Annotated in this window: 11 protein-coding genes; 6 read left to right on the top strand and 5 right to left on the bottom strand. The window is 75.3% G+C overall.

All coding sequences use genetic code 11. The features are described 5' to 3' along the window. Positions 1-145: 145 nt before the first annotated feature. Complete coding sequence (locus tag ACWEJ6_RS36255) at positions 146-973, bottom strand: alpha/beta fold hydrolase (RefSeq protein ID WP_452429677.1); 828 nt, start codon at positions 971-973, stop codon at positions 146-148. Next, positions 970-2,292 carry an MFS transporter gene (locus tag ACWEJ6_RS36250; RefSeq protein ID WP_452429675.1) on the bottom strand — a complete coding sequence of 441 codons (1,323 nt, stop codon included), beginning with the start codon at positions 2,290-2,292 and terminating at the stop codon, positions 970-972. The genes ACWEJ6_RS36255 and ACWEJ6_RS36250 overlap by 4 nt, the downstream gene beginning before the upstream one ends. A 92-nt stretch (positions 2,293-2,384) precedes the next feature. Between ACWEJ6_RS36250 and ACWEJ6_RS36245 the strand changes: the two genes are divergently transcribed. Then, entirely contained in the window at positions 2,385-3,503 is a 1,119-nt protein-coding gene (locus tag ACWEJ6_RS36245; protein WP_452429673.1) for a LysR family transcriptional regulator, read from the top strand. Between the two features lie 35 nt (positions 3,504-3,538). Here ACWEJ6_RS36245 and ACWEJ6_RS36240 read toward each other — a convergent pair whose 3' ends face one another. Together ACWEJ6_RS36240 and ACWEJ6_RS36235 are read right to left on the bottom strand one after the other, a co-directional pair. Beyond that, positions 3,539-4,597: a spore photoproduct lyase family protein gene (locus tag ACWEJ6_RS36240; protein WP_452429671.1), complete on the bottom strand. Its 1,059-nt coding sequence runs from the start codon at positions 4,595-4,597 to the stop codon at positions 3,539-3,541. Next, entirely contained in the window at positions 4,594-5,346 is a 753-nt protein-coding gene (locus ACWEJ6_RS36235; protein ID WP_452429669.1) for a DNA-formamidopyrimidine glycosylase family protein, read from the bottom strand. Before ACWEJ6_RS36235 ends, ACWEJ6_RS36240 begins: the two co-directional genes overlap by 4 nt. Positions 5,347-5,523: 177 nt before the next feature. Here ACWEJ6_RS36235 and ACWEJ6_RS36230 point away from each other — a divergent pair, with 177 nt between their 5' ends. From ACWEJ6_RS36230 to ACWEJ6_RS36220, 3 genes are read left to right on the top strand one after another with little or no spacing between them, the layout of a single operon-like run. After that, positions 5,524-5,982, top strand: a complete 459-nt coding sequence (locus ACWEJ6_RS36230) for a hypothetical protein (protein WP_452429667.1) — start codon at positions 5,524-5,526, stop codon at positions 5,980-5,982. A gap of 21 nt (positions 5,983-6,003) precedes the next feature. After that, positions 6,004-9,474: a hypothetical protein gene (locus ACWEJ6_RS36225; protein WP_452429665.1), complete on the top strand. Its 3,471-nt coding sequence runs from the start codon at positions 6,004-6,006 to the stop codon at positions 9,472-9,474. 1 nt (position 9,475) lies between these two features. Next, positions 9,476-13,735 carry a hypothetical protein gene (locus tag ACWEJ6_RS36220; protein ID WP_452429663.1) on the top strand — a complete coding sequence of 1,420 codons (4,260 nt, stop codon included), beginning with the start codon at positions 9,476-9,478 and terminating at the stop codon, positions 13,733-13,735. 67 nt (positions 13,736-13,802) lie between these two features. Here the strand turns inward: ACWEJ6_RS36220 and ACWEJ6_RS36215 are convergent, their stop codons facing one another. Further along, positions 13,803-14,639, bottom strand: coding sequence for an IclR family transcriptional regulator (locus tag ACWEJ6_RS36215; RefSeq protein ID WP_452429661.1), 837 nt, complete (start codon positions 14,637-14,639; stop codon positions 13,803-13,805). Positions 14,640-14,982: 343 nt separating this feature from the next. On the opposite strand from ACWEJ6_RS36215, the gene ACWEJ6_RS36210 reads away from it, so the two are divergent. Together ACWEJ6_RS36210 and ACWEJ6_RS36205 are read left to right on the top strand one after the other, a co-directional pair. Continuing rightward, complete coding sequence (locus ACWEJ6_RS36210; protein ID WP_452429659.1) at positions 14,983-16,911, top strand: acyltransferase domain-containing protein; 1,929 nt, start codon at positions 14,983-14,985, stop codon at positions 16,909-16,911. A gap of 124 nt (positions 16,912-17,035) precedes the next feature. Further along, a complete protein-coding gene (locus ACWEJ6_RS36205; RefSeq protein ID WP_387670341.1) occupies positions 17,036-17,362 on the top strand; it encodes a hypothetical protein in 327 nt (108 codons plus the stop codon). Positions 17,363-17,546: the final 184 nt, after the last annotated feature.

Below are 17,546 nucleotides of genomic sequence, written 5' to 3'. Positions count from 1 at the left end.
CGGGGGCGGGGGGGGGGGGGGGGGGGGTGTGCCGCCGCCGGCCCCCCCCGCGGCCGGTCGAGGACCGGCCGCGCGCCCCAGGTCGGTTCGCCGGCGTGACAGCGGCGGGCCGGGGGCGGTCGGGCTGCTGTGTCGTCGCCGGGATTCAGCGAAGCCGGTCCAGCACCGTTCGCAGCACGGGGGCGAACGCGTCGGGGGCATCGGCGAAGCCCGTGTGGTCGCCGGGGAACAGGACGGGGTCGAGCCCGAGCGCCTGCCCCAGGGCCCGGGAGGCGCGGTCGCACAGCTGCCCGGCCGACTCCTCGCCGATGCCGATCACCAGACCGGGCGTCGCGCGCAGCCGGTCCAGGTCGGGCGCCCAATGCGTGGTGGCGTGCAGCTCGTGGGCGAACCAGCGGCGCTCGTCGGCGACGTCCCGCGGGTCGCGCGGGCCGCCGAACATCATCTCCAGCGCGCCGTCCGGCACCGTGATGCCGGCCTGGCCCATGACCCCCGCCCAGGCCCCGACGACGTCGCCGCTCAGGTAGGCGGCGATGAGCTCGTCGGTCTGGCGGTGCAGCTCGTCGCGGTCCGGCAGCAGCTCGACCAGCGGCGGTTCGTGGGCGACGACGCCGCGCAACTGATCGGGACGGGCCTGCGCCAGGGCCAGCGCGGTGACGGCCCCGCCGCTGGAGCCGAAGACGACGGCCGGACCGGCGTCCACGTGGGCCAGCAGGCGGGACAGGTCGTCGGCGCGCAGCCGCGGCGTGGAGTCCTGGGCGGGGTCGTCCAGCGGGCTGTGCCTGATGCCGCGCGGGTCGGTGGTCAGCACCGTGTGGTCGCCGGCGATCAGGTCGGCCAGCGCGGCGAAGGAGCCGGCGTCCATCGGCGCGCCGACGAGCGCGACGAGCGGGCCCTGGCCGCGTACCTCGAAGTGCAGGCGGGCGCCCGGGACGTCGAGCGTGGAGACGGTCGTGGAGACGGTCGCGGTCATGATGTCCTCCTGGAAGCGACGGCCCTGACGCGGGCCGCCGGATGGTCGGCCGCGGCCGCGGTCGTGCCGACCGCGTCCAGCAGCGGTGGTGCGGCGATGGCCACGAGCAGCGCCAGGGCCGCCGGGATCACCAGGGCGAGGGGCAGCGACGCCGTCGTGGCGACGTACCCGATGAGGGCGGGGCCGACGAGGCCGCCGCCGTAGCTGACGGTGGTCACCGCGGACAGGCCGCGCGCGGCCCCGCCCACGGTGCCGAGCAGGCTGGCCACGACCGGCCAGACCACGGCCACGCCCGCGCCGGACAGCGCCCAACCGGCCATGGCGCAGCCCAGCCGGACGGCCGCTCCCACGGGCAGGACGCCCGCGAGCAGGACGAGCCCGTAACCGGCGGTGGCGGTCGCGCCGGCCAGCCGGATCGTGACGCGGACGCCGAGCCGCGTCCTGACGGCGTCGCCGGCGAACCGGACGAGCGTCATCGCCACGAAGAAGACGGTGTAGACGAGCGACCCGGTGGCCGGGTCGGCGCCCAGGACGCGGGTCGCGTGCACCCCGGCCCAGTCGGTGGCGGCGCCCTCGGCGACGAACGCGGCGGCGCCGATCACGCCCAGCATGGCCAGCACCCCCGGCCTGAGCCGAGCCACCCCCCGCCCCTCCGCTCCGCCCACCCCGCCCGCACCCCCGCCGACGGCTCCGCCCGCGCTCCCGTGGGCGGCCTCGACGGTGGTCCTGGCAGCGCCCCCGACGGTGGTCCCGGTGGTGGTTCCGGCCGTGGCCCGGGTGGGGGCCATGGCGGCGCCCCCGACGGCGGCCATGGCGGCGGTCAGCGCCGTCGCGCCCACCAGCATCAGCACCCGCACGTCGGCCCCAGCACGCAGGGCCGCCGTGACGAGCGCGCCGCCCGCCACCGCGCCGAGCGTCCATGTGCCGTGCACCGTGGCCATGATCGGCCGCCCGAGCCCCCGCTCGACGGCCACCGCCTGGACGCTCAGGGCCACGTTCAGCAGACCGAAGAGCACCCCGAGCAGAGCGGCCGAGACCATCAGCGGCCCGGGACCGGCCGCCAGCGCCGGGCTGGCCAGCGCCAGCGCCGCCGCCGGTGCGCAGACCCGCAGCAGCCCGCCCCCGGACCACCGGTCGCACAGCCGTCCGGCCACCGGCATGGCCACGAGGGAGCCGGCGGCCAGCACCATGAGCAGCGCGCCGAGCCCGCCGGGCCCGAGCCCGAGGCGCGCGTCGGTGGCGGGCAGCGTGGCGGCCCACACCGCGTTCATGACGCCCGTCAGCCCGTAGCACAGCGTGATCGTTCCTCGTCCGGCCATGTCCTGATCCTTGCGGTGACGCGGCGTCCGGGTCCAACACCTGTTCGAACGCGATTCACGCGCCTGCTGTGTGAATCAGGTAGGAAGGTGACATGCCGGACGACGTGGAGATCCGCCTGCTGCGCCACTACGTGGCCGTCGCCGAGGAGTTGCACTTCAGCAGAGCCGCCCAGCGCCTGTACGTGGCGCAGCAGGCGCTCAGCCGCGACGTCCGCAAGCTGGAGGACCGGGTGGGCCGCCGGCTCCTGGAGCGCACCACCCGCAAGGTCGCCCTCACCCCGGAGGGACGCCTGCTGCTGACCCGGGCGCGGGAGATCCTCGCCCTGTACGACGCCACCATGCTGGACCTGCGCGGCCGGCCCAGGTCGCTGACGGTCGACGTCGTCGGCGCCGGTCTGACCCCTGCCCTGGTGCTGGCCGCGGCCCGCGCCCACGCGCCGGGGGTGGAGTTCTTCGCCCGCTTCCACAGCGGCACCGAAGCGGCTCCGCCCCTGCTGGCCGACGGCCGCCTGGACGTCACCTTCGGCCGCAGCCCCGAACCGCCCGGCCCCGGAACGCTCGGCCCCGGAACGCTCAGCTCCGGAACGCTCGGCTCCGAAGCACTCGGCTCAGGAACGCCCGGCCTCGGAGCGTCCGGCCTCGGAGCGTCCGGCCTCGGAGCGTCCGGGCTCGGAGCGCCCGGCGTCAGAGCGCCGGGCCTGGGAGCGTCCGGCCGTGTGCGGTGGCGGCCGGTACGCCACGAGCGCATCGCGGTGCTGCTGCCCGAGCGTCACCCGCTGGCCCGGCTGCCCGCGATCCCTCTGGAGTCGTTGCGCGGCGCGAGCCCATGCATCCGCGCCGGCGACCACGCCACGCCCGGCTGGGAGCACGCCGTCCTGCAGTTGCTGGCCCCCTTCGGCGTCGACGCCGCCCTGGCTCACCCGCACGTGCGCGGCGGCGACGAGCTGGCCCAGCACCTCCGCGACCGCGACGCGCCCATCCTCACGCTCACCACGCAGCCCGACATCCCGGGGGCGGTCCTGCGCCCGCTCGTGGACCCGGTCGCCATGTTCCCCTGGACGATGATCTGGCGCGCCGACGACGACCATCCCGGCCTGCGCGCCCTCCACCAGGCCGTGGACGAGCTGGCCGCCGCCCACGACTGGCTCGGCGTCCCGGACGGCGCGTGGTTCCCCGGACCCGAGGCCGGGCCGGCCCGTCAGAAGGCATAGCCGTCAGAAGGCGTAGCTGGCAGAAGGCGCTGTCGTCAGAAGGCGTAGCGGATGCGGCAGTAGGGGAGCCTGGCGGCGATCAGCCCGGTCAGGGCGGCGACGTAGCGGCCCTTGTGTCCGTTGCGGTAGCGGACGTTCCAGCCGCCCGTCTCCGACCGTTTGGCCTGCTGCAGCTCGGGCCGCCACAACACCTCCTCGGCCTTCGGATGCCAGCCCAGGTTGACCTGGTGGAGCCGGTCGTTGTGGGTCAGGAAGATCACCTCGGCGGCGAGCTGGGCGCGGGCCTCGGGCGACAGCGCGTCGTCGAGCCGCTCCAGCAGCTCGGCCCAGTCCTCCAGCCAGCCGTCCCGGACCACCACCGGGCTCAGGTTGACGTGCACCTCGTAACCGGCCGCGACGAAGTCGTTGATCGCGTCGATGCGCTCGGCGACCGGCGAGGTGCGGATGTCCAGGAGCTTGGAGTCGGCGGCGGGCATGAGGCTGAACCGCACCCGCGTACGCCCGCGCGGGTCCCACCCGAGCAGGTCGCGGTTGACGTACTTGGTGGCGAAGCTGGCCTTGGCGTTGGGCAGGTCGCGGAAGAGCTCGACCAGGTCCCGGACGTTGTCGCAGATCGTGGCGTCGAGCGAGCAGTCGGAGTTCTCGCCGATGTCGTACACCCACAGGCGGGGATCGACCTGGTCGGGCCGGGGTTTGACGCCCTGGCGGGAGGCGTGCCGCCGCAGGTAGCCGGTGATCTGGTCGATGTTGGCGAACACCGTGATCGGGTTGCTGTAACCCTTGCGGCGGGGCACGTAGCAGTAGGCGCACGCCATCGCGCAGCCGTTGGCCGTGGAGGGCGCGATGAAGTCGGCCGAGCGGCCGTTGGGACGGGCGGTCAGCGACTTCTTGACGCCGAGCACGAGCGCCTCGGTCTTGATCCGCACCCAGCGGGCCACGTTCGCCTCGTCGCCGTACAGCTCGGGGATGCGGTGGTGGCTCTCGACCTCGACGATCTCGGCGGCGGGGAACCTGGCGAGGACCTCGCGCCCGCGCGGCAGCGCGGCGGCCGCGGGCTCGGCGTAGATCCGCCGGACGTCGAGAAGGCCGGTCACGGCCGCTCCGGCTGTTCCATGGGGCAACAATATGCGGTCCGCGACGCGAGTTGCCAGGTCAGCACGGGTGCGCCGCAGCTTCGGCAGTGCTCGCGCCGGTACACCCAGCGCTCGGAGGGGGCGTCCGGGTCGCTCACCACCTGCCCGGCGTCCCGGCCGAGAGCGAGATACCGGACCGCCGTGTCCCACAGCCGCCCGGCGGCCTCGGCGCAGACGCCGCGGGCGTTCGGATGCAGGCCGACGAGGAACAGCAGCTCGGCCCGCCACGCGTTCCCGATGCCCGACCACACCCTCTGGTCCAGCACGGCCGCGCCCACCGGCCCGCCGAACGCGGTCAGCCGGGCCACGGCCTGCTCCGGCACGGCGTCCGCGCGCAGCGGATCGGGCCCGAGCGAGTCCCGCAACGCCGTCACCTGCCCGCGGGTCAGCGCCTCGCACCGCGAAGGCGCGATCAGGTCGTAGGCCACCTCGCCGGTCGCCAGCCGCAACCGGGTGCCGGGCCGCGGCGACGTCCCCGGATCGTCGTACCGCAGGAAGACGCCCCGCATGCCCAGGTGGACGTGCACGGTCGGCGCGTCCGCGAAGTGGTACAGCAGGTGCTTGCCGACCGCCTCCACCTCCGTCAGCACCCGCCCGTCCCACGGCCGCGCGTCGAACCGCCCCTGCGGCCCGGCGGCGAGCACCGTCCGCCCGGCCAGGTCCGCGTGCTGCCCGGCGGCGTGCCGGTGGATGAGATGTCCTTCGGGCATGCCCGGGCCCATACCCCGTGAGCTGCGCCGACGCGCCGCGCGCGGCCGGTCCACTGAGTGGACCGAACGTTGCCCGCCGCCCTTCCACCCCAACAGCATGGACGCAGTGTAAGTGATCGCTCACGCAGGGCGACGATCGCTCGGGCGATCAGACCGTCCCACGGAAGGACGAGCACGATGAACGACAGAACAGCGAGAGCCCTTTCCCGGGCCCTCATCGCGACGGTGGTGGCGGGGGCGGCGGTGACGGCGTCCGGCGCGGCCCATGCGTCCGGCGTGCGGGCCGCGGCCGAACCGACGTGCGGGAGCTGGGTCTCCAGCGCCGTCTTCCCCGGCCTGTCGGCCCGGGCCTGCATCTGGGGCACCGGCGCCTCCTGGAAGCAGGCCCAGACCGAGGTCTTCAACGGCACGGGTTTCGCGGTGGAGGTCGAGACCCTGACCGCCACGCTCGACCCGCTCCCCGGCAACGCCCGGTGCACCGCCATCCACCTCCAGAACGGGCAGACCGCGTTCTGCGGCACGCGGAGCGTCCCCGACAACAACCCCTTCCAGTTCGACCGGGCCGTGGGCTCCGTCCAGGTCACCGACCTGGTCCACCGGGAGCAGTTCGCCTTCGCGTCCCCCTTCGTCGGCTGAGCGGGAAAGGGTGGTGAAGCCTTGACCGGTCCCGCGGAGGAGCCGGAGCAGGTCCGCCTGGTCCGCACCGCCGATCTGGCGGATCTGCGCTTCGGTTTTCCCGGCCTGTCGTTCAAGCGCCCGGCGGCCGGCCGGATCCTGGTCAGGACCGTGCCGGAGCGCGAGGGGCTGATCGTCGTCACGTTCGCCGCGCAGCACATCGTGGAGCAGGCGTTCTTCGAATCGGCCGGGGCCGGGCTGCCCGATCCCGTCCCGGTGCGGCCCCGTCCGGCGCCTCCCGTCGTCTCCCGGATCAGCGGACGCACCACGCTGGTCTTCGTCGTGGGGCCCGAGGACGAGGTGCCGTACACCGCCGAGGGCCTGCTGGCGGCCATGAGACGGCTGCCGCTGCGCACGGTGGGCGACGAGGGCCCGGCCGACCCGCTGCGCGACCCGGCGGGGGATCCGCGGACCGCGATCGAGCTGCCGTACCGGCTGCTGCTGTCACCACCCCCCGACGTGCGCTGGACCCACCGCACGGCCCCCGCCGACGACGCGGACCGGGTGGAGCTGTGGCACACGCGGGTGCGCGACACGCGGGCCAGGGCCGTGTGGACCAGGGACTTCCCCGGCGACACGCCGGTCGATCCGCCGCCCGACCCGCTTCCCACGTCGCTGACGCCCGCCGACCGGGCCGCGCTCGTCCACCTCACCAGCGACCGCGGGCTGTTCACCGAGCCGGGGCACCAGCCGTACGCGCCCGTGCCCGTCGAGGTCGGCCACCTGATCCTGTCCGCCCTGGGCGGCTGGCTCGACGCCCTGGGTAGCTGGGACCCCCGCCCGGCGATCACCAACGTCAGCCAGTGGCGGCACCGCGCGGCCATGGGCCGCGACCACTACGTACGGGTGCTCTACTCGGGCTACCTGTGCCCCTTCGGGCACCGCGCGGACCTGGTGAAGGTGACCGAGCGGAAGTTCGACCCAGATCGCCCGGAACATCCCGCCTACCTGGCCCAGCGCATCTTCATCACCTGCCGCGAACCGGTCCGGGACTTCCCGCCCGGCCCGGCCCGCCGCGACGACGACGGCGAACGGCTCGACGCCCTGTTCCCGTTCCGGCGGGTCGAGCTGCTGACCCTGGTCACCCCCGACCTCTCCCCGCCCGCCGACGTCCTGCCGGTGCGCGAAGGGCAGCACGCCTTCTTCCCCGCCGTCCGCGACCAGGACCCGTACCTGTTCAAGGTGCGCGCGACCGACCTGGCCGGGCGGGAGACCGAGTTCAGCACCCCGCTGCTGTTCCTCACCGAGAACTTCAACAAGGGCGCCGACCTGGTGGCGGTGGCAGCGGCGTACAACGCCCTGGACCCCGGTCCGGCGGAGGCGCCGCCGGACCGGCTGAGCGCCAACCTGCACGGCGCCCGGGTCGCCGTCGCCGCGCCCGCCGCGCCCGGCGACACCACCGTCGAGGCCGCGACCCTCGTCTGGGGGGCCGCCCTGCCGACGGACCGCGACGACCGGCTCCACCAGCGGATCCCCGGCTTCCTCCCGGTGCTGCGCTGGGCCTCGGCGGTGGTGCCGGCCGTGAGCAGGCTCACCGGCGCGGCCGGGCCCCGCCCGGTCCGGTACGCCCGGCGCTACCGGCAGGCCGCCTTCGACCGGACGCCCGACAGGCCCGGCGACCCCGTCAACCCCGGCGAGGTCTTCCTGGAGCTGGTCGCCGGCACGTCCCCGCTGGTCATGGACTTCGACGACCAGCGGGACCGCGCCGGCGGCCTGGCCGCGCCCACGTTCACCGTCGCGGGCCTGTCCCGCCTGACCGGACCGGTCAGCGCCACCCGAACACCCGCCGCCGCGGCGGCCGACCCGCTCGGGGCGGTCGCCGACGGCACCTTCCGGCCCTCGGACTTCTTCGACGCGATCGGCGCGAGACTCTTCGGCGTCATCCCGCTGTCCGCCCTGGTCAAGGCGGCCGGCCTGGACGAGGAGCTGAAGGCGCCGCGGTTCGTCACGCAGACCGTCAACGCCGCCACCTCCTTCCTCTCCGACCTGCGCCGCGCCGAACGCCGGCTCACCGGCGTGGCCGAGCGCTTCCCGGCGGTGGCCGCCGCGGCCGGGCGGGTGCGGACCACCGCGCTGACCCTCGCCGCCACCGTCGAGGCGTTCATCGCGGGAACGGCCGACCTCGGCCAGGTGGACGCGGCCTTCCGCGACTTCGGCGCCGCCCTCGACGCGCTCGGCGCCGGCCTTCCCGCCGACGTGGACCACGCCGTCGTCACGCTGCTCGGCCACCTGCGACAGGCCCTCGCCATCTGGGACGACGCCCCCGCCGGGGTGCTGCCGCTGCGGCAGGCGATCGAGAGCGCCAGGGCGGGACTGCGGCTGCCGGAGTCCGTCGCCGCCCGGCTGGAGTGGACGCCCGACATCCAGCCCTGGTCGTTGCGCGAGGGCGAGCAGCCGGTCTTCGTCCCGCACGACGGCCACGGCGACCCGGCGCGCAAGGGACGCTTCTCCGTGGTCGTGGACCTGCGCGCCGCGCTGCGGCCCGACACCCGCCCGGCCGCCGACGTGACCTGCACGCTGGAGGAGTTCGACCTGGTGCTGCTGCCGGGCGTGCTGGAGGCGATGCGGCTGGACTTCCGGCGGATCAGGTTCACCATGCGGGCCGGCGAGAAGCCCGACGTCGAGGTGGCGTTCCGGAACGTCGAGTTCATCGGGGCGCTGTCGTTCGTCGAGACGCTGCGCCGGATCATCCCGCTCGACGGGTTCAGCGACCCGCCGACGCTCGACGTCTCCCCGCGCGGCGTGCTGGCGAGGTACGGGATGCCGCTGCCGAACCTGGCGATCGGCGTCTTCAGCCTGGAGAACATCTCCCTGAACGCCTACCTGGACCTGCCGTTCGCGGGCACCCGGCCGCTGGAGATCGGGTTCGCGTTCTGCCGCAGGGACGCGCCGTTCCGGCTCACCGTCTCGCTGTTCGGCGGCGGCGGCTGGTTCGGGATCGTGCTGTCGCCCGACGGGGTCCGCGCGCTGGACGCCGGCCTGGAGTTCGGGGCCGCGGCGTCCGTCGACTTCGGGGTGGCCAGCGGCAGCGTGTCGGTGATGGCCGGGATCTACTTCCACCTCGACGCCGCGACCGGGCAGGCCGTCCTGTTCGGCTACTTCCGCGCGCGCGGCGAGGTGGACGTCCTCGGCCTGGTCTCCGCCTCGATCGAGCTCTACCTGGAGCTGGGGTACGAGGGCGGCGACGCGGTCGGCCGGGCGCGGATCACGATCACCATCGAGATCGGGTTCTTCGAGGAGTCCGTCGAGATCAGCTGCGAGAAGCGGTTCGGCGGCGCCCGGTCACTGACCGCCGCCGCGGCGCTCGCCGAGGGCGCGGTCGTGGACGGCGAGGAGACGGCCGGTTCCGCCGCGACCTTCGCCCAGATGATGGCGCCGTACCGGGATCCGGTCACCGGCGCGCGACGGGACCCGGTCGCCGAGTACTGCGGCGCCTTCGCGGCGGTGGCCTGACATGAGCGAACGGACCGGACAGAGTACGGGGGAGCGCATGGGCACGTTCAAGGTTCTGTGGACGGCGTTGCCGGCCGGGGCGGCCGGGCCGGGCGAGGTGCGGCTGTCGGTCGCCGTCGGGCCCCGGCTGGAGGCGCCGCGCGGCCGGCTCGATGACGTCGCGGAGTTCACCGACTGGCCGAGGACGCTGCGCGAGACTGTCCTGCCGGCCCTGCGCATCGTGTGGGACGGCCACGCGGCCCCGGTCGTCCCACACCCCGACCCGAGATCCCCCGCCCCCGACTCCGACCTGTGGGGGAGACTCTTCCCGGCCGCCTCGCCGGTGCGGTCGCGCTCCCTGGCCGCCGCCGGCGCCCTCGGCGCGGCGGTCGCGGGCGGCTCGCCGGGCGTGCGGGTGCTGCGGTCGTTCCCCGCGGCGCTGGTCCACGAGCGCATCGCCACGCTGTACGACCAGATCGGCCAGGCCGTGATCAGCGACCGCCTCACGCCTCCGGGAAGCGGCGAGGCCGCCCTCGGGGACGGCCGCCCGCGACGGCCCTGGCGTCAGCCGTACACCGGTCTGGTCCGCGAACTCCCGGTGGCCGGCGAGATGAGCAGGTTCAGCGGCGACCCCCAGGCCGCCTACCGGGCCATCGACGGCATGATCGGCGGGGGCGTCCGCTCCGCCGCCGAGCTCGGCCCGGCCACCCTCGACCGGACGAGCGCGACCTACCGGGGCGACGAGACGAGGTTCGCGCTGGCCGAGGCCGTCAGGTTCTACGACCGGCCCAAGCCCCCCGGCAACGGCGGCGGCCCGGCGGGCGCGGAGGCCGGCCGGCCCCGGCCGGAGCCGCCCGACGTGGAGTTCCACGGCGTCTGCGGCTTCCTGGCCGACTATCCGGAGCTGTGCCGCCGGCTCGGGCTCGTCCTCGACCTCGTCGTCCCCGTGCCTGCGGGGCTCGCCGCCGCCGGACGGCTCCGGGTGGCGTTCGAGGACGTGCCCCCGCCGTTCGACACCGACCGGCTGCGGCCGTGGACGCTCTACGACTTCGCGCCGGGGGAGCGCTTCACCGCCGCGTCGCCGCCCGGGCACCCCGTCCAGGGCGGCTGGCTCGGCCTCGGCGGCGACGACTGGACGGTCACCGACGCCGACGTCGACGGCGCGGCCATCAAGGCGGCCGACTTCACCGCGCTGATCGAGCGCATGCACGGCCTGAGCGGGCCGAGCGGCCAGCCGAGCGCCCAGCACCTGGGCACCGGCACGACGGCGCTCCAGGGCGCCGGGCTCACCGTCTTCCACCGCGGACGGGACGCCTGGCTGGCCGCCCAGATCGGCGACGACGCCGCCCACCAGCGGGGACCGGACGACGCGGTCCCCGAGCTGCACGCCGGGCACCTGGTCCGCGGGTTCCGCGTGGACGCCGGGATCGTCGGCCCGGACGGCGCCGTCACCGGCTGGCTCTCCCTGTGCCGCCGCCGCGGCTCCTACCTCATCCGCCGCGGCGGGCAGCCGCCGTACTGGATCGAGGGGATCGCCGACGACGAGGGCGCGGTCCGGGCGAGCGCCGTCACCCGCGACGCCACCAGGACCGACGAGCTGTACGTGCACCAGGCGCTGTTCGGCTGGGACGGCTGGAGCCTGGCCGCCCCGCTGCCCGGCCGCACGCTGGACAGGTTCGGCCGGCCGGTCGTCGCCGATCCGGAGGTGGACGTGAACTTCCCGCTCGACACCAAGTTCACCCCGGTGCCCGGCTCGCTGCCGGCGCTGCGGTACGGGCGCACCTACCGGCTGCGGGCCCGCGTCGTGGACCTGGCGGGTAACGCCCTGGACCCGGCGGCGCAGGCGCCCGCGTCCGCGCTGTCGCGGGCGATCACGTACTCGCGGTGGGAGCCGGTGCCGCCGCCTGTGATCGTCGAGCGCAGGCCGTTCAACGAGGGCGAGTCGAGCCAGTGCCTGGTCATCCGGAGCACCGTCACGGCCACCGGACGGGACGTGCCCGCCTGGGAGTGGGCTTTGGACCGCCAGGACGTCCCCGGCCACACCGACCACCCGCCCGCCGCCGACGGGCTGAGCCGCCGGTACGTCTACTACGACGAGCGGTTCGTCGCCCCGCCCAAGACGTCGCTGCAGATGGCCGAGCGGCACGGCCGGTTCGACGACGCCATCGGCGGCGACCGGCCGCAGGAGGTGCGCAGACGGTTCTTCACGGCCGCCGCCCGCGAGGCCGGCACGTTCCTCGACACCGTGGTCAGCTACGCCGACGACCCGCGCCGCACCCGCGACCTGCTGTTCTTCGGCGAGATCGCGGTCGCCAAGCACGACGCCGCCGACCCCGAGCCGGTCACCCAGCTGCCCGTGACGCGCGGCGCCGGGCTGAAGCGCGGCGAGTTCGTCGTGCACACCGCCGCCGAGCTGATCCTGCCGTACCTGCCCGACGTCCTGGCCAGGGGCGTCACGCTGTACGGCCTGCCGGGCGCGCCGCCCATGTACCCCGTCTCCTTCTACGACGGCTTCCACGACGGCTGGCCGGACGCGGCGCCGTTCACGCTGCGGATCGAGGAGGGGGACGGGCCGCCGCGATGGCAGGACGTCCCGCGCCGGCTCACCGTCCACCTGCCCAAGGCCGAGACGGCGACCGTACGGCTCAGCTGCCGGCTCACCGCGGCCGATCTCGCCCTGCTGCCCGTCTGGCAGCGCCTGCTCGTCTCGGACTTCTGGCGCGACCTGACCGACGCCGAACGGGAGCTGATCGCCGAGGAGACCGTGGCCGGGCTGAACTGGCTGCTCACCCCGTACACGGAGCTGCGCCTCGTGCACGCCGTCGAACGCCCGCTGTCGCCGCCCGCGCTCGCCGGGCTGGACTTCGCCCGCGACCCCGAACAGACCTTCGCCGACCTGCGGGGCACCCTGCGCGCACACCCCCGCAGCACCGGGCACGTCGACATCGACGCCACCTGGACGCGCTGGATCGACGACGTCAAAGAACCGGCCCCCCGCCGGATCAGGGAGCACGCCCACGTCGGCCGGGTCGAGCTGGCCCACGCCGACCGCGAGGAGGTGCGCCTGCCGCACTCGGCCACCCCGGTCCGCCACGACTTCGGCGACACGCTGCACCGCAACGTCGCCTACCGGCCGACCGCCACCACCCGGTTCCGCGAGTACTTCCACCCGTCGATCACCGCCGATCCCGGCCTCGTCACCAGCGCCGGCGAGCCGAGCGCCGGACCGTCCGGGCGGGGCTGGCCGGTGCCCGCGAGCAGGCGGCCGGAGCCGCCGAAGCCGTCGTACCTGCTGCCCACCTTCCGGTGGAGCCGGCAGGAGGACCGCCGCGAGCGGCGTCTGGTGTCGGTACGCGACGGGGCCGGCGTCCGGGTCCACCTGGACCGGCCGTGGTTCTCCTCCGGCGACGACGAGTTGCTGGCGGTCGTCCTCGACCCGCCCGGGGGCGACGTGCTGCCCGGCCGGCTGGCGACCCGGTGGGGCACCGACCCCGTCTGGTCGGACGCGACCGTGCTGCCCCCGCCCGCTCCCGGCAACTTCCCCGGCCCCGTCACCGCCGTCGGGCTGCGACTGGCCGAGTCGGGGGAGGGCCGCGAGCTGATGGGGGCCGTCGTGGCGTACGAGCCGTCGTACGACGCGGCCAAACGCCTGTGGTTCGCCGACGTGGACGTGGACCTGGGCACGGCCGGCCAGGCGTCGGCCTGCTTCCCGTACCTGCGCCTGGCCCTGGCCCGCTACCAGCCGCACGCGCTGACCGGGCTGGAGCTGTCGCCGGTGGTGCAGGCCGAGTTCGCGCAGCTCGTGCCGCGCCGGACGCTGACGGTCGAGGAGGTGTCCGGCGGGGGGCTGCGCGTCGTCCTCGCCGGGCCCGCCGCCGCCACCGAGCTCGGCGCGTCGGCCGGTGCCGGGCTGCCCGGGGTCGCGGCGAGCCACCGCGTCACCGCGACCGTCCAGCGGCGGCCCTTCACCAGCGCGGAGGAGCTCGACTGGACGGACACGCCGATCAGGGCCGAACTGACCTGCGGCACGGCCGGGGCCGGCTACCAGTGGTCGGCGGTGATCCCGCCGGCGGTGCTGGACATCGTGTGGCAGTACCGCCTCCTGGTCGAGGAGCGCGAACGCTACCGCACCGACCCGGGCACGGCCGACGAGACGGTCGTCATCGACGCGGCCGGGGGTGGTGCGCCGGAGCGGATCCCGGTGGGCGAGCGGCTCGCGCACGCCGACAGCGTCCCGCTGCGCGCCCGGCTGGGGCGGCTGGTCATCGACTTCGACGCCTAGCCGGACCGCCCGGCCGTGACCGGCGGCGACGGCCGCCGGTCACCCCTTCAGACGGGCAGCTGGGGGCTCAGCGGTCGGGTGGCGGGCCTTCCGGGGCGGCCAGCAGGCTCAGGGCGCGGCCCGCGCCCGGCACCCGGGCCAGATTGGCGCTGATGCACGCCGCGGTCTCGCGTACGGCGTCGGCCAGCAGGGGCAGCCGGTTCGTGCCGACCACCACGACGGCCGCCGCGGCCACCACGGCCCCCGTCGGCGCGCGCACGGGGGCGGCCACACAGCCCAGGGGCGGCAGGGCCGCCTCGAAGTCGAACGCCACCCGCCGCTCGCGGGCGTCGCCGACCCGCCGCGCCCACTCGGCCGGGGAGTGCCCCTCCGGCAGGCTCCAGCCGGGATCGGGACGGCGGCCCGACACCGGGTTCCCCACCGCCAGCACGACCTCGGCGGCGCTGGCCACCGGCAGCACCAGGCCGGGACGCATGCGGAAGACCTCGTCCACGGCCGGGTCGCCGATCCCCGAGACGACGATGACATCGTCGCCGTCCCTGACCGCGATGGTCACCGCGCATCCGGCGGCGGCCAGCCGGCGCAGCGGCCGCACGGCGGCCGTGCCCAGCACCTGGGCCGGTGACCAGCGCTGACCCCAGCGGAACATCCGCGTGCCGATGCGGTAGCGGCCGCCGTCCTCGCGGTGGACCAGGCCGAGGTCGGTGAGCCGGCACAACAACCGGTGGGCGGTCGCCTTGGGCAGGCCGGTGGCCACGGCGAGCTGCGTCAGCCCGGCCTCCTCCACCCGCGCGAGCTCCTCCAGCACCGCGAACGCGCCGTGCAGCACCCCGCGCCCGGCGGCGGGCCCGGCTCGTCCGTCGTCACCGTGGCCGCCGCCGAGCTCTTCCGGGCAGAATTCCATCGCGCACCCCCCGGGTCGCACTGACCCACCCGTTCGTATCACCAGGACGGACGCGCTCCCCAGAATCCCGGCCGCCATAAGTGACTAACCAATTACTCAAAGTGATGCCGCGAGGCGAGTGCACACTTCGGGGGCCTGGTCGCAAGAGGTGCGGACGGCTATAGGCGAGTTTCTCCGTCGATAGGGTGACGTGTCGCAATGACACGACTACTTATCGTGTGCGAGCGGTATCAGTCGTTCGGCCGGACGGACACCGGCGACGGGCGCGATCAGTTCGCCAAGACCGCGCCCTTCGCCGGTCCTTTCCCGTGCGCCGCAAGCCCCGCCTCCAGGAAGGGACTACATGCGCAGCAAAGTCGTCGCGGTCTTCCCGGGCAGCGTAGCCATGCCCGCCGCCGGGGTGCTGGCCCCCTTGGTCGCCCGTACGCCGGCCGTGCCGGAGCTCCTGGCGGAGATCGACGCGGTCGCCGCCGAGTACGGCTCGCCACCGCTCAGCCCCTACCTCCTCACCCCGGACGCCCCCCGCCCGCCCGGCCCCGAGAGCCACTACCTGGCCCTGATGGCGGTGTCGTTAGCCACCTTCGACACCCTCGTACGGGAGGGGCTCCAGCCGTACGCGCTGGTGGGCCACGGCCTCGGGGAGCTGTGGGCCCTGGTCGCCGCCGGGGTGCTGAGCGCGGGCGACGGCGCGCGCCTGGCCTGCGCGCGCAGCCGCGCACTGACCGGCCTGGGCTGGCCGGGCGCGATGATGTCCCTCGACGTCTCGGCCGTGCAGGCCCGGCACCTGGTCGCGCTGCTCGACCATCCCCATCTCGTGGTCGGCTGGGACGACACGCCGCGGCGGTGCGTCCTGTCGGGGCCGCGCGAGCTGATGCCCCAGGCGGCCCGGATCGCCGGACATCTGGGCTGGACGAGCGCCGTTCTCCGGGTTCCGCACCCCGCCCACACGCCCGCGGTCGCCGCCGCGGCCGCCGACCTGAGAGGGCGCATGCCCGGCGTCAGGACGGCTCCGGCGCGCTGGCCGGTGTTCTCGCCGACGCTGGGACGTCTGCTCACCCCGGACGACGATCCCGTCGCCGTCACCGCCGACGCCATGGTCGTCGCCGTGCACTTCCACCAGGCGGTCCGGGGGCTGGCCGCGCGTGGCGCGGAGGTCTTCCTGGAGTGCGGGGCGGGCGAGGACGCGGTCGCGCTGGTCCGCGCCATCGTCCCCGCCGCCACCGCCGTCTCCCCGCTCGCCGCCGACGGCCCCTGGCGGCCCGGCGAGCCCCTATACCCCGCCGCCGCCCTGACCACCCCCGCACCGGCACCGAACGGCTCCGCCCCCACACCGGCTCCGGTCGCGCCCGGCGGCCCTTCCCTGCTCCTCGACCGGCCAGAACCGCCGTGGCGCGACGAACCCGCAGCGCCGCCCCCGCGCGACGGGTTCTCAGGGCCTGGCCGGCGTGGCGAAGCGGTGGAACGGGGTGCGTGGCCGCAGGCCGGTGCCGGGCTCGTGCCCGCCCCGGCCCGTCCGGGGGACGCCGATCAGGGGACGGGCCGAGCGGGGACGGCCGGTGGTGCGGCTCTCGGTCAGGGGGCAGGCTGGTCGGTGGCCGGTCGCGCGGCTCTGGGGCGGGAGGCGGGTCGGTTGGGGGTGGCTGGTGGGGCGGGGCTCGGGGAGGGGGCGCGTCCGCGGCTCGCGCCTGCGCCGCCACTCGCGCCCCCGCTCTTCCCGTCCGTCGACCGGATGTTGCCCCCGGCGACGCTTCTGCTGTGCGGCGGGGCCGACGTCCCGGCGTTGCGGGCGTTGACCGACGATCGTGACGACGTCGTGGTGGCCGACGCCGAGACCATCGACTGGACCTGGCTCCCCCTGACGCCCCGGCACCTGCGGGTGGTCGCCCGTCCCGGCCCCGACGCCGGCCCGGTGCACGAGGCGATGATCGCCACCGCGGCGCGCTTCCCGCATCTCCACAGCATCGCCGCCCTCGTCATGGACGCACTGCGCCAGGAGGTGGTGCCGCACCCGATCGCCGGCCTGTTCACGGGGTCGATCCAGCCGCTGGCCGCCGAACTGGCCGGTTGCGCCTGCGTCGCGGTGGCGACCGCGGACGTCGACCTGCCCGCCGCGCTCGACGTCCTGGCCGCCGAACTGGAGGCGGCGCCCCCGCTGCTGGCCGCCTTCTACCAGGGCCCCCAACGGCTCCTGTACGAGCTCCCCCCGGCCTTCGGCGACCAGCCGGGGCAGGGGAACGGACGATCGTGGCCCTCGCCGACCAACACGGCCTGAACGCCCCGCCCCGCCGACATCCCGGGGAAGCGACTCCTGACGAGACCGCGCCTTCCGCAGCCGCCACTCTTTGCGTACGCTGCATGACGGTAAGTGACAGGCAAGCATTCGTTCAGGAGGGGCATTGCGCAAGACAAGGCATGTCGCGGCGGTCGTCGCCGGGTCCGTCGCCCTGCTGTCGCTGGGGTTCACCGCGCCCGCGTCGGCCGCCACGGTCCTCGACTGCGACACCTTCGTCCACAACAACGACAACTACCTCGGCATCGCGATGTGCAGCAACCCGACGGGCGAGACCTGGCGGTTCCGGGCCGTGATCACCTGCGGCTGGGCGCCCGACGTCGTCGGCGACTGGGTCGACCTCCCGCCGGGTCGTTCGGGCCAGTCGCAGGGCGTCTGCGGCCGGCTGGGCACGGGCGTCGGCGCCGTGGGCGTCGACGAGCGCCGCGTCTGATCCGGAAGACGACGTAACGCCGGTGAAGGCCCTCGGCCATGGTCGGGAGCCCTTCACCGGTGGAGCCGGCCGTCGGACGGCGATCGTCAGGATCGGCCGATGCCCTCTCCGTGCGGCGTGCGGGCATCGGTCCGTTCCTCCAGGTGGCCGTCGAACGGCGTCGATCAGGGGACTCGGGCCGGCG

Source organism: Nonomuraea sp. NPDC004702, assembly GCF_053601695.1.
This window is presented reverse-complemented; position numbering and strand designations above follow the sequence as displayed.